This window comes from Cryobacterium soli (assembly GCF_003611035.1).
Classification (GTDB): Bacteria; Actinomycetota; Actinomycetes; order Actinomycetales; family Microbacteriaceae; genus Cryobacterium; species Cryobacterium soli.
This window is the reverse complement of record NZ_CP030033.1, coordinates 2,617,153-2,629,981: the sequence shown is the minus strand read 5'-3', so window position 1 is coordinate 2,629,981 and position 12,829 is coordinate 2,617,153. Positions and strand designations below refer to the sequence as shown.

Here is a 12,829-nt window from a genome sequence, read left to right as displayed (position 1 = left end):
TCGAAATCAAGCGACCCAACCTGCGAATCGCGGTCGGCTATGGCGCCTCGACGCCCTGCCGGGTGCGGCTCCAGGTGACCAGCGGATGCAGCAGCGAGATCAGCTGGAGGCCAGACGGGGTCAGGTTGTAGCTGATCGACACCGGGGTGGTGGGCTGAACATCGCGTTCGATCAGGCCCTCCTGCTCCAGCTCCTTGAGCCGGGCGGCGAGCAACCGGTCGGAGATGCCCTCCACGAGGACGCGGTACTCGGAGAACCGACGGGCGCCGCGGGCTCCGGCCATGAGGATCGCGGCACTCCACTTGCGGCCGGCCAGCTCCACCGAGATCTGGAACCGGCGGCACTCTTCCTCGTCGAGGGCGAAGGTCGAGTCGCTGACACTGTCGTTGAGAACACTGTCGTTGAGAACACTGTCGTTGAGAACACTGCCTTCGACGGAGTGGCTTACGGTCTGGCTCATTTTGATCCCTTGCTCACTAACTATTTATTAGCAGCTTACCACCGGTTGGCGCTTGGCCGCGAGGTTTGCCATCGTTGGATATCGGCGTTCGCACTCGGGCGCCAGCGTTCCTGCAGAAAGGTCCCCATGGTCACCACGATCGGCATCCTCGGAGCGGGCCGCGTCGGCTCCGCCATCGCCCGCACCGCCCTGGCCTCCGGCTACGCCGTGCACATCGCCGGTTCCGGCCCGGCCGAAGACATCCAGCTGATCGTCGACATCGTCACCCCCGGCGCCGTGGCGATGACCGCCGCCGAGGTGGCCGCCACCTCCGACCTGGTGGTGCTCGCCGTGCCGATGCACAAGTTCCGCTCGGTCGACCCGACCTCCCTGGCCGGCCGCCTTGTGCTCGACACTATGAACTACTGGCAGCCCATCGACGGCCAGCTCGACGAGTTCGCGGGCGACCAGCGCGGCAGCAGCGAGGTCGTGGCCGAGTACTTCGCCGGCGCCCGCCTGGTGAAGACCCTCAACCACATCGGCTACCACGACCTGGAGACCGATGCCCGGCCCGCCGGCGCGGCCGACCGGCACGCGCTGGCCATCGCCGGTGACGCGGATGCCGCATCCGTCGTGGCCGAGGTCATCGAGCGCTTCGGCTTCGACGCCGTCTATGCCGGCCCGCTCGAGGCCGGCGTGGCGTTCGAACCGGGCTCGCCGGTGTTCGGCGGCCGGCACACCGCGGCCGAACTCACCACCGAGCTGGAGCGGGCCGCGCAGGAGAGCGAAGCGGCGTAGCCCCGCCCCCACGGGCCCGCGCCCGCGCCCGCGACCGGGCCGGGACCCGGGCGGAACTGTTGCCCGCGCGGACAAGTGCGGCCGGTACGCCGGCCGCAGAAGTCCGCTTCGGGAACAGTTACGCAGGCATCCGCCACCCGGTCCACCACATATCCACTCCGCTTCAGACCCGCTCCACCGCAGACAGAGGACAGACCCATGGAAATCGGCGCCTACAGCTTCGGCGACACCCCGTTGAACCCCGACGGGAGCCCGCGCAGCACGGCAGAGGGCATCCGCAACCTTTTCGACGCCATCGTGGCGGCCGACCGGGCCGGACTGGACTACTTCGGCATCGGCGAGCACCATACCGTGAGCATGCCGGCGTCCTCCCCCGGCGCCCTGATCGCCGCGGCAGCCGCGGCCACCAGCCAGATCATCCTGGGCAGCGCGGCCAGCATCATCAGCACGGATGACCCGGTGCGGGTGTTCCAGCAGCTCGCCACCGCCGACGCCATCTCCGGCGGCGGCCGGGTGGAGATCACCGCGGGCCGGGGCTCCTCGGTCGAGACCTTCCCACTGTTCGGCTACGACCTGGCCGACTACGACCGGCTCTACGCGGAGAAGCTTGACCTGCTGATGACCATCAACGAGAGCCCCACCGAGACCGTGAGCTGGTCGGGCACCGTGCGCCCCACGCTCGACGAGCTGGCCGTGGTGCCCCGACCGGTCGCCGGTCGGCTGCCGATCTGGCTGGCCACCGGCGGCAACGCGGCGTCGTCGGCGCGGGCCGGCAAGCTCGGCCTACCGGTGTCCTACGGCATCATCGGCGGCGAGCCGCACCGGTTCGCCCCGCTCACCGAGTTGTACCGCCGGTCGGCCGCGCAGGCCGGGCACACCGAGAACATCAAGGTGTCGGTCGCCACGTTCGGCCTGGTCGCGCCGACGAAGCAGGAGGCACTGGACCGGTTCTACCCGGGCTGGCACAACCTCAATGTGGAGATGGGTCGCCTGCGCGGTTGGGGCGCTCCCGACCGTCGGCAGTACCTGGCCCAGAGCCACGCACCGGGTGCGTACTACGTGGGCGACCCCGACGATGTGGCCGAGCGCATTGTGCACCTGCACGGCTACCTCGGCCACATGCGGCACTTCCTGCAGGGCGACCTGGGCGGCCTGCCGCACGAGCACCTGCTGGAGTCGCTCACGCTGCTCGCCACCGAGGTGAAGCCCCGCGTGGCCCGGCTGCTCGCCGCGAAGTAGGCGGTCACGCGAGCACGGGACTCGCTGATCGAGCGACCAACTCGGCGATCGCGCCGCATCTCGCCGATTGAGCCGCATCTCGCTGATCGAGCCGCGTCTCGCTGATCGAGCCTGTCGAGATCCCGTGCGCTGCATCCGTCGGTCAGGCCTGGTCACCAGGTCTCGACAAGCTCGACCGACGGGATGGGGACGAACCCGAGACCTGGGTGCGAGGTCTCGACAAGCTCGACCGACGGGATTTGGACGTATCCGAGACCAGGGTGCCAGGTCTCGACAGGCTCGACCGACGACTCGGGGCCCCCGAGGCCGGGTCACTCAGATGGATGCTCGGGAGACCGCCGGGCAGGAGATGAGCATCGGGGAATTCTTCGGGACGGTGTCGATCCCGAGCAGCACGCGCACCCCGGCGGCACCCAGCTCGTAGTGCGGAAGCGCGACGGTGGACAACGGCGGACGAAGGTGGGCCGCGATGACCTCCTGGTTGTCGAAGCCGGCGATGGCGATGTCGCGCGGGATCGTCAGCCCGCGCTCACGCACTCCGTCGTACAGTCCCATGGCGACCCGGTCGTTGTGGCAGAACACCGCGGTGACCTTCTGCTCGAGCAGCCGGTCCGTGGCCGCGTAGCCGCCCTCCTGGTCGGGATGCGCCTCCAAGACCAGCGCCGGATCGAACTCGATTCCGGCCTCGGCGAGCGCCCGGCGGTAACCCTTGAGCCGACCCGACCGAGCCGGAGACGACGAGGTGGTGTTGATGAACGCGATGCGACGGTGGCCGGCTTCCAGCAGCAGCCCGGTGGCGGTGTACCCGCCCTGCACTTCATCGGGCACCACGGCGGGCGATGCGGCGTTGGCCTCGAAGCAGTCCACGAGCACGTAGTCGGTTTCCCGCAGGGCTTGGGGCGGCACGACGGCCCGGTGGTACCAGGTGGAGTAGAGCACGCCGCGCACCTTGTGCTCCAGCATCATCGCTATGGCCGCCTCTTCGGCCGCCGGGTCGCCCTCGGTGTTGGCCACCAGCAGCACGAAGCCGTGCTTCCAGGCCTCGTCCTGGGCGCCGTGAATGATCTGACCGGCGAAGGGGGTCGTGGCGATCGCGTCGGCGACCAGCCCGATGAACTTCGAGCTGCCGCTGGACAGCGTCTTCGCGAGCGCGTTGGGCCGGTAGCCCAGATCGCTCACGGCGTCGTGCACGCGTTGGCGCGCATCCGCCCCGATTCGTGCGCTCTTCTTGTCGTTGACCACGTTCGACACCGTCGCGACCGACACCCCGGCCGCCTCCGCCACATCGCGCATCGTGACCGGATGCCCGGAGTGACCGGATTCGGCCGCAGCGGTGGATCCACGCTTTCGCTTCGTCGTCATGGTGCCCTCCTGCACGGACTCGTCATGCGTCATCCCTTCGATCCCCCGCTCGAGAGGCCGTAGATCATGGCCTTGTTCAGTACCAGGAATGCGAGCAGCAGAGGGGTGATGCTCACACAGACGGCCGCGAATGTCGCGGTCCAGTCGACCTTGCCCATTGCGCCGATGTAGTTCTGCAGCCCCAGCGGGATCGTCTTCAGGCCGTCCGACAGCACGAAGGTGTTGGCGAAGATGAAGTCGTTCCAAATGAAGATGCTGTTCACCATGACCACGGTCACGATCGTGTTGAGCGACAGTGGAAAGGTGATCTGGGCGAAGATCCGATAAGGACCCGCGCCATCGAGCGATGCAGCCTCATAAGTCTCTCGCGGGATGTACTCGTAGAACGACGAAAACAAGAAGATCGACATCGGCAGCGAGAAGCCGGCCAGCGGGATGATGATCGACTGATAGGTGTCGAGCAGGTTCACGGCGGCGTAGTCGATGAAGAGCGGCACCAAGGCGATCTGCACCGGCACGACAATGCCGATGAGGAACAGGCCGCGCACGAACTTGCTGCCGCGGAAGCCCAGCACCTGCAGAGCGTAGGCCGCCATCATGCCCAGCACGACGATCAGCACGATCGCTCCCGAGGTGACGATGAAGCTGTTCAGAATGTTGAGGGCCAGGTTGCCGGTGGAGAACGCGCGGGAGTAGTTCTCCAGCGTGAATCCGGTGGGCAGACCGAACGGGTCGCCGTTGGCGAAGTCCTGCTCGGTGCGCACACTGGTGAGGAAGAGCCAGGCCAGCGGGTACACCTGCACCACGACGATGAGCGCGACGACGATGCTGGTGAGGGTGCGGTGCACGTTCAGGCGGCGGTGCTGGCGCAGGGGTGGCGGCGACAGCCGTGATACCGAACGTCGCTGGGCCGGACGCCGGGGCGCCGTGGTGGTGGTCATGCGTCGGCCTTCCGTCGGAGGAGGAGAAGAATGAGGCCCACAGCCACGAGGCATTCGATGACCACGAAGACGGCGATGGTGCTCGCGTATCCGTAATCGGTGCTCGTGAAGGCCGTCTTGTACATATAGGTGGTCAGCAGCTCGGAGGCCTGCCCTGGCCCGCCGTTGGTCAGCAGGTACGGGATGTCGAACCCGCGCAGCGCATACGTAGTAGCGATGATGGTCGTGGTGATCCAGACCGGGCGGATGTGCGGAAACTTGATCCGCCAGAACGTCTGCCACCACGAGGCGCCGTCGAGCTTGGCCGCTTCCTCGAGTTCCTGCGGCACGGCCAGCAGCGCGGCGTAGATGATGAGCATGTAGAGACCGGTGAACCGCCACCCCTCTGGCACCGACACGGCCGCGAGCACGGTGCCCACATCGGAAAGCCAGGCGGTCTGCAGCCCTCCCAGACCGATCAGTTCGAGCGCCCGGTTGAGCAGGCCCGCCGGCTCCAACGAGTAGATGCGCTGGAACAGGAACGCGATGGCGACCGTGGAGATGACCGCCGGCAGGAGGTAGAGCGTCTTCACGAGCTCCCGGCCGCGGCGCAGCATGGTCAGCAGGCTGGCCACGAGCAGTGCGCCACCCAACTGCAGGATCAGGCAGATCGCGAGGTAGCCGAGGGTGTTCAGGAATGCCGTCCAGAAGACCGTGTCCCCGGTGAGCATGTAAATGTAGTTTCCCAGGCCCACGAACTGCATGTCCGTGACACCGTCCCACTGGAAGAAGCTGAGGAACAGGGACTGCAGGATGGGCAGCAGCACGGCCACTGCGTAGAGCAGCAGCGGCGGCACGAGGAAGATCAAGACCGAGAGTCGTGACCGGTTGGGGAGCATCAGTGCGCCTTCCCGTGGGGGCCCTCGGGCCCCCACGTGCGGATGTGTGTGATGAAGCGGGTTATTTGAACGCGGCTGGGCCGTTTTGCGCGATGACGCCGTCCATCGTCGAGATGAACTCGTCTGGCGTGACCTCGCCCTGTACGAGCAGCGTCAGCTCCTGCTGCAGCCGGGTGTTGGAGGTGGGGTCAAGCTGGGTGTCCCACGGCATGGCCGTGGTCTCGCCGACATCGTTCGCCTGCTGCACGGCCCGCTCGTAGAGGGGCGTGGCGTTGGCGGGGATGGTGGTTTCGACGTTCGTGGTGGGCGAGAGCGCACCGGTGGCGGCGTAGACCTCGGGGTAGCGCTTGAGGGCGAAAGCGAGGAAGTCGCGCACCAGTGGGTCGTAGGTCTTGGTGCTGACCGCCATGCCGATACCGGACGGTGAGACGTACTCGTTGGCCGCCGTCGCCGAGCCGGATGTGACGGGCAGGGTGAAGTAGTCGACGTCGTCGCGCACACCGGCGTCGAGGGCGTCCGTGGCGAGGCTGCCCAGCTCCCAGGTGCCGATGTTGTACACGGCGGCCTTACCCGAGGTGAACAGGTTCTGCGCATCCGAGTAGCCCGTTGACGAGAAGCCCTCCTGGAAGCAGCCGGACGAACCGAGCTGGCTCATCCAGTCGACGGCCGCCGCTCCGTCGGCGTCGCTGAGCTTCGCGTCGCCCTTCTTCAGGTCCTGCACAAAGCCGGGTCCTGCCGTGCGGAACGGGTGGTACGCCATGTACCGCTCGAGGGGCCACTGATCCTGGCCGTCCAGGGCGATCGGGGTGATGCCCGCCTCGCGCAGCTGCGTGCACATCGCCGGAATCTCATCGAGCGTGGTGGGGATCTGCACGCCGGCCTGCTGGAACAGGGCCTTGTTGTACCAGAAGAACTCGAGCTGGAACTCGAACGGCACCATGTAGAGCGACCCGTCGTCGAAGCGCTGGTAGTTCAGCGCGGCCGGGCGGTAGTCGTCGTAGAGGTCCAGGCTCTTGAGCAGCGCCTCGGCGTCCATCATCCGACCCTGCTTGGCGAGTTTCTGGGCGTAGGGAGTGGCGTCGGTGTCGAACAGCTCGGGCAGCTTGTTCGCCGCCGCGAGGGTCTGGTACTTCTGAATGTAGGACGGGCGATCGGGCGTGGTGATCAGGTTGAGCGCGAAGCCGGGGTGATCCGTCGCGTATTCCTTGGCGATCTGTTCCATGGCCGTGATGACACCGCCGTCGGCCGGCCGGGAGAGCAGCCAGGAGATCTCGCGGGGCTTGATCTCGCCGGCAGGGTCGACGTTGGTGGAGTCGGCGTTGCCGACGGCACCTCCGCTACCGCCACACGCCGTGAGCCCAAGCGCCAGAGCGGTGGCGGCGGCTGCGACGGCGAGCCGTGATCGGGTTGTTTTCATTGTTTCCATCTCCGTTGATCGAATGTGAGTGATCGGGTTGTCTTGATCGGGTCGTTCAGTCGTTCAGTCGTTCAGTCGTTCAGTCGTTCAGTGGTCGGGGTCGTTCAGTTGTGTGCGTACTGCCGCTCGGGCAGGGTCTCGGTGGATGCTGCGGAGCCATCCAGGGCGTTCGGGTCAGGACGGCTGGGCGCCGTGCCGGTGCTCAGGCTGAGGTCGCGGACGACGACGCTGCCCTCTCCGACGAAGACACCCACCCGGCCGACCGGCCGGTCGTAGATGCGGGTGCTGAGCGTGGTGCGGCCGTCGAGGTTGGCCACGCACAGGTCGCCGTCGACGATCACCTCGAGCGTGTGCGTGCCCGGCGAAAGGTCGCAGGGGCGTTCGAGCTCGATCACGTAGGGCGAATCCCCGGAGATCTCCCACTGGCCGTCTCCCGTGCGGCGGCGCGGCCAGCGGTCGAACACCATCCGCCCCCGCTTGGGCTCGAGCCGGAGGATGTAGGCGGAGTCTCCGTCGTCGCTCGCCCGCAGGAGCACCCCGCATTCGGTCGTGCCGGCCGCGATGTCGAAGGTCACAGAGAGGCGAAAGCGGCGCGGGGTCTCGGTGTCGGAGAGCCGGACGGAGTAGCCGTCCGGCGCATCCAGCCGCAGCGGGCTCGAGGTGCCGGTGGCCTCGGCGCCGAGGGCCCCGAGGGGCACGTTCTCGGTGAAACTCGCCAGGGTCTCCGGCGCGAAGGCGAAGGCGAGCGTGCCGTCGTCGTTCTGGGTCGCCTCGAGAACGGACATCGTTCCGGCCCACTGCCAGGCGCCGTCGTCGTGGTTGTCTTCCCGGCTGGCGATCCAGCCGAAAAAGAACCGGCGGCCGTGCAGCTCGGCGGTCTTGGCCGCGTAGAACGCGCGCCCGTCGATGCTGTCGTGTTCGGGAACCAGCCAGGGACCGGCGAGGCTTCGGGCCATGCGGTAGCGGGTGGTGAAGTTCTCCGAGAACTCGGAGTACACCAGGTACCACCAGTCACCCCAGCGGAAGACGTCGGGGCACTCGTGGGCCACGTAGCGGCGCGGGTCCCAGAAGGGTTCGGTGGGCTCCCAGTGCACGAGGTCGGTGGAGACGCACTGGGCGATGGTGCCCCGGCGGCGCTCCGGCCCGTCGGTGTGGCGGGCGGCGATGAGCATCCGCCAGAGTCCGGCCTCGTCGTCGCGGAAGACGAAGGGGTCGCGCCAATCGCCTGTCTCGTACCCCGCGGATGCCCCGAAGGTGTGCTCGGGGAACCGCTGCCAGCTCGCCAGGCCGTCGGTGCTTGTGGCGTGCATGACGAGCTGGAGCGGCAGGCCGTCCTGGCCCACGATCGCGGGATTCTGGCCCGTGTAGAACAGGTGGTGCGTTCCGGCACCGTCGTCGACGATGCTGCCGGTGTAGACGTTGAAGTCCCCCGCCGTGGGCGATCCGTGCTCGAACGCCACCCCCTGGTCGTCGAAATCGACAAGATTCGCAGTGGTGACCAGGTGCCACGGGGTGCCGGGCTTGGGCGTGCTGCGGTCCTCGTGCAGGTAGAAGAGCTGGAACTCTCCGTTCGCTACGAAGGGGATGATGTCGCCGACCCACGCGTGTGGCGGCTGGAAGAAGACGTGCTGTGGCATCGGCGCTGATCCTTTGGTTAATCGCTTAATCAGAACCATAAGTGGTTAACAAATGAAAGATCAAGCGGTTAATCAAAATTAACCACAGCGGGCCGTGCAGGCTGTTTTCAGGCGGCGGGCGAGTGCTCCCCGATTGCCTGGTCGAGGATCTCAAGGCCCAGCGCGATCTCGGCCTCGGTGCTGGTGAGCGACGGTGCGATCCGGAAGGTGCCGCCGATGCCGGGCAACTGCACGATGTTCATGTGCAGGCCCAGCTCGAGGCAGCGCCGGGTGATCGCGGCCCCGAGGACGTCGGAGCCCTGCTTGGTCTCCCGGTCGAGCACGAGTTCCACCCCCTGCAGCAGGCCGCGGCCACGCACATCCCCCACCACCGCGTGCCGGTTCTGGATGTCGAGCAGCCCGACCCGCAACCGCTCACCGAGCCGCCCAGCCCGCTCATCCAGCCGGTCACGCTGCAACACGTCGAGCACGGTGTTGCCCACGGCGGCGACGAGTGGGTCGGACACGTGCGTGGTGAAGAAGAGGAAGCCGCGCTCGAACGCGGCCTGCTCGATCTCGGCGGTGGTGACCAGCGCCGCCAGCGGCAGCCCGGCCCCGAGCGTCTTCGACAGGGTGAGGATGTCGGGCACGACACCGTCGCGCTCGAACGCGTACCAGGTGCCCGTGCGGCACAGCCCGGTCTGGGCCTCGTCGAGGATGAGCAACATACCGCGTTCCTCGCATTTGACCTTGAGCGCGGCCAGGTAGCCCAGCGGCGGCTCGATGATGCCGCCGGAACTCAGGATCGGCTCCACGATGCACGCGGCCAGGCTGCCGGTGGACTGCGCGTCGACGAGCGCGAAGGCGGCGTCGAGCTGGCGGCGCCAGTCGAGCCGACCCTCGGCATCCACCATGTCGGGCCGGTAGGAATCCGGAACCGGGATGGCGATGTTGCCGGGCGCTGCCGGCCCGTACCCCTTGCGGCCCGAGCTGTAGGTGGCACCGGCGGCCCCCAAGGTCATGCCGTGCCAGGACCGCGCAAACGAGACGATCTCGTATTTGCCGGTCACGAGCTTGGCCATGCGGATGGCCGCCTCGTTGGACTCGGCGCCGGTAGTGAGCAACAGGGTCTTGGTGAGCGGTTGCGGCACAGACTCGGCCAGCCGACGCGATAGATCCACCACGGGACGCGAGAGCATGCCGCTGTAGAGGTGGTCGAGGGTGGCGACCTGGCGTTGCACCGTCGCCACGATGTCGGGGTGCGAGTGCCCGAGGATGGCGCTCATCTGGCCCGAGGTGAAGTCCAGGATGCGGCGCCCGGACTCGGTGTAGACGAAGCTGCCCTCGGCGCGCGTGATGATTTCGGGCACGAACGGGCTGCCGTACCGCACGACGTGGCTGTCGACATCCGCCCAGAACGCGGTGTCGGTCGGTGCTGCGGACGGCACCGCGGGAGATGGTGATGTGGTGGTCATGGCTCGACGCTAACGATGCCGCCCTGTGCGCGTCCAGCACCAGTGATCGACTGCTCTGTTCGACAAAACCGAACAATAGGATGAGGCCATGACCCTGAACCCGTGGCGCCTGCGGTTGCTCGACGTCTTTGCGCGGGTCGGCACGGTGCGAGCCGTGGCGGCCGAAGTACTGCTGAGCCCGTCGACGGTGTCGCAACAGCTCTCCGCGCTGGAGAGCGAGGCCGGGGTGCCCCTGTTCGACCGGGTGGGCCGCACCCTCACGCTCACGGCCCCCGGGCTGCTCCTGGTGGAGCGGGCGCGCGAGTTGCGCGACCACATGGACGCCATCGAGGCGGAACTCGCGGAGATCAGCACCCACCCCGCCGGGCACGTACGGGTGGGCGGTTTCGCGAGTTCGATGGCACCGATCCTGATCCGAGCGGCGGTGGAGCTGGCCCGTACGCATCCGCGGCTCACCCTGGAGCTTCTCGAAATCGAACCCAAAGCGGCCACGACCGCCCTCGATCAGGGTCGCTGCGACCTCATCGTCACCGTGGACGAGGCCGACGGCACCCTGCTGAGCCCCACCATCACGACGGTCCCGCTGGCCACCGACCCGCTCATGGTCGTCGCCGCCACCGGCCACCCGATCACCGAGCGTGACCACGTGGCGCTGGCCGACCTCGCCCACGAGCGCTGGGCACTGGACGACCCGGGCACCTACCTGGGCGAACTCGTGCCCCGGCACTGCCGGCTGGCCGGGTTCGAGCCCGTCGTCGCCGGCCGCTTCACCAGCTACGGAGTGCTGCTCTCGCACGTGGCCGCCGGGCTGTCGGTGGCGGTGCTGCCCGAGCTCGCGATCGAACCACGCACCGGCATCGTGGCCCGCCCGGTGATCGGCCTGGCCGACCGGCAGATCGTGGCGGCCGTACGCACCGGCAGCGCCCGCCGGCCGGCCATCACAACCGTCATCGAGTCGCTCAGGCACGCCGCTCGCCCCGGGGTCTGACCGCCGAACCGGCGGCCAGCGGTCGTGCGGCCGTGCGGCCGTGCGGCCGCGGCAGGGCGCGCGTACGCTGAGTACATGGCGGATGCAGCGCTGATCGGCAGGGTGAACGCACCCGATCTGCACGTGATGACCTTCAACATCCGACGCCGGTTGCCCACCCTGCGACCGGGCAGCCCCGACCGTTGGGACACCCGCAAGGCGCTCGTGGGGCGCCTGCTCGCGGCCGAGCAGCCCAGCCTGATCGGCGTGCAGGAGGCGCTGCCCGACCAGGTCGAGTTCCTCTCCGACGCCCTCGGGGCCGGCTATGACTGGGTCGGCCGCGGCCGGCACCCCGACGGACACGACGAGCACAACCCGATCTTCTACGACGCCACGCGGCTGCGGCTCACCGACTGGCGGCAGCACGCCCTCTCGGACACGCCGCACGAGCACGGCTCTCGATCCTGGGGCAACCTCACCCGACGGGTCGCGGTGGCTGCCTCGTTCACCGACGCCGTCACCGGGGCCTCCGTGCTGGCGGTCAACACGCACTTCGACCACCTCTCCCGCCGCTCCCGGCTGCGCTCGGCCGGGTTCATCCTCACCCTGGTGCGCGACGCGTACCGCCGCGACCCCGCCACCACGGTGGCGGTGACCGGCGACCTCAACACCTCGGTGAACTCGGAGGTCTACCGGCGGCTCACCGCGCCGGGCCGGCTCCGGGACAGCTGGGCTGCGGCATCCGATCGCGTGACGCCGGAGTGGGGCACCTTCTCGCACTACCGGCGGCCGCAGCCGGGCGGCACCCGCATCGACTTCGTGCTGGTGGGTCCCGGCGTCGACGTGCTGAGCGCGGGCATCAACGCCGTTCGGTTCGACGGCCGAGCGGCGTCCGACCACGAGCCCGTTCAGGCCGTGCTGCGAGCCGCGGGCACCCCGGATCGGCCCCACCCCGTTCGGCCCCACATCGACTAATGTGCTGCGCATGATCCAGACATTGCTTCGGCGCCCGTCGGGAATCGCAGAGACGGCGGCCGACGTGCTGCGCGCGCTGGCCGTGGTGGGCATCATCGTGGCGAGCGTGGGGTGGGGCCCGCTTTCCGGGGTGAGCCTGGCCGTCGTGGCTGTGGGGATGCTGGTGCCGCGGCTGCTGGGGCTGCGAGCGAGCGTGGACATCGCATTCGGCATTGTTGTGCTCGTAGCCGTATGGAGCAGCGTTCTGGACATCTACATCACCACCCGCTGGTGGGATCTGCCGGTGCACTTCGTCACCAACGGCCTCTGCGCCGCGCTGCTCTACATCGTGCTGGTGCAACTGCGGATCGTCGCCGCCCAGGACTCCCTACCCCGGCCGATGCTGTCGACCGTCGTGGTGACCACGGCGTTGGGGCTCGGCCTCGGCGTGATCTGGGAGGTGTTCGAGTGGATCGGGCACACGTTCCTCAACCCGGCCATCTTCGTGGGCTACACCGACTCGATCGGCGACCTGGTCTGGGGCGGCGCCGGGGCGCTGCTCGCCGGCTGCTGCATGACCTACCTCACCGACGGAGCCGTCAGCGCGAAGGCCCCCCGCGACAGCTTCACCGACACCGAAGCCTGACCGGCCGACCAAACCGCCCCGGGCGGCGCTCCGAACTCCAAGCAGGGGACAAAACCTGGGCCGACGGGCGACCGCCGGTAGCACCAGGCCGGGGGCG

12 protein-coding genes are annotated in these 12,829 nt (G+C 68.2%); 5 read left to right on the top strand and 7 right to left on the bottom strand.

Annotated features, from left to right (window positions below; translation table 11 throughout):
• Positions 1 to 37 precede the first annotated feature (37 nt).
• Complete coding sequence (locus DOE79_RS12130; RefSeq protein ID WP_120338707.1) at positions 38 to 460, bottom strand: winged helix-turn-helix transcriptional regulator; 423 nt, start codon at positions 458 to 460, stop codon at positions 38 to 40.
• A gap of 126 nt (positions 461 to 586) precedes the next feature.
• On the opposite strand from DOE79_RS12130, the gene DOE79_RS12125 reads away from it, so the two are divergent.
• Both DOE79_RS12125 and DOE79_RS12120 read left to right on the top strand, forming a co-directional pair.
• Positions 587 to 1,237 (top strand): NADPH-dependent F420 reductase, encoded by a 651-nt coding sequence (locus DOE79_RS12125; RefSeq protein ID WP_120338706.1) that lies wholly within the window; start codon positions 587 to 589, stop codon positions 1,235 to 1,237.
• 198 nt (positions 1,238 to 1,435) lie between these two features.
• A complete protein-coding gene (locus DOE79_RS12120; protein WP_120338705.1) occupies positions 1,436 to 2,476 on the top strand; it encodes an LLM class flavin-dependent oxidoreductase in 1,041 nt (346 codons plus the stop codon).
• 315 nt (positions 2,477 to 2,791) lie between these two features.
• On the opposite strand, the gene DOE79_RS12115 is transcribed toward DOE79_RS12120, so the two are convergent.
• From DOE79_RS12115 to DOE79_RS12090, 6 genes are all read right to left on the bottom strand, one after another.
• Complete coding sequence (locus DOE79_RS12115) at positions 2,792 to 3,838, bottom strand: LacI family DNA-binding transcriptional regulator (RefSeq protein WP_120340310.1); 1,047 nt, start codon at positions 3,836 to 3,838, stop codon at positions 2,792 to 2,794.
• 29 nt (positions 3,839 to 3,867) lie between these two features.
• Complete coding sequence (locus tag DOE79_RS12110; RefSeq protein WP_120338704.1) at positions 3,868 to 4,779, bottom strand: carbohydrate ABC transporter permease; 912 nt, start codon at positions 4,777 to 4,779, stop codon at positions 3,868 to 3,870.
• Positions 4,776 to 5,657, bottom strand: a complete 882-nt coding sequence (locus DOE79_RS12105; RefSeq protein WP_120338703.1) for a carbohydrate ABC transporter permease — start codon at positions 5,655 to 5,657, stop codon at positions 4,776 to 4,778. Before DOE79_RS12105 ends, DOE79_RS12110 begins: the two co-directional genes overlap by 4 nt.
• Before the next feature lie 61 nt (positions 5,658 to 5,718).
• Positions 5,719 to 7,074 carry an ABC transporter substrate-binding protein gene (locus tag DOE79_RS12100; protein ID WP_120338702.1) on the bottom strand — a complete coding sequence of 452 codons (1,356 nt, stop codon included), beginning with the start codon at positions 7,072 to 7,074 and terminating at the stop codon, positions 5,719 to 5,721.
• A gap of 104 nt (positions 7,075 to 7,178) precedes the next feature.
• Complete coding sequence (locus DOE79_RS12095) at positions 7,179 to 8,711, bottom strand: glycoside hydrolase family 32 protein (RefSeq protein WP_120338701.1); 1,533 nt, start codon at positions 8,709 to 8,711, stop codon at positions 7,179 to 7,181.
• A gap of 107 nt (positions 8,712 to 8,818) precedes the next feature.
• Positions 8,819 to 10,165, bottom strand: a complete 1,347-nt coding sequence (locus tag DOE79_RS12090) for an aspartate aminotransferase family protein (protein WP_120338700.1) — start codon at positions 10,163 to 10,165, stop codon at positions 8,819 to 8,821.
• Positions 10,166 to 10,253: 88 nt separating this feature from the next.
• Between DOE79_RS12090 and DOE79_RS12085 the strand changes: the two genes are divergently transcribed.
• From DOE79_RS12085 to DOE79_RS12075, 3 genes are all read left to right on the top strand, one after another.
• Positions 10,254 to 11,153 carry a LysR family transcriptional regulator gene (locus tag DOE79_RS12085; protein ID WP_120338699.1) on the top strand — a complete coding sequence of 300 codons (900 nt, stop codon included), beginning with the start codon at positions 10,254 to 10,256 and terminating at the stop codon, positions 11,151 to 11,153.
• Between the two features lie 75 nt (positions 11,154 to 11,228).
• Entirely contained in the window at positions 11,229 to 12,107 is an 879-nt protein-coding gene (locus DOE79_RS12080; RefSeq protein ID WP_120338698.1) for an endonuclease/exonuclease/phosphatase family protein, read from the top strand.
• 10 nt (positions 12,108 to 12,117) lie between these two features.
• Positions 12,118 to 12,732, top strand: coding sequence for a DUF2238 domain-containing protein (locus DOE79_RS12075; RefSeq protein WP_162942726.1), 615 nt, complete (start codon positions 12,118 to 12,120; stop codon positions 12,730 to 12,732).
• Positions 12,733 to 12,829: the final 97 nt, after the last annotated feature.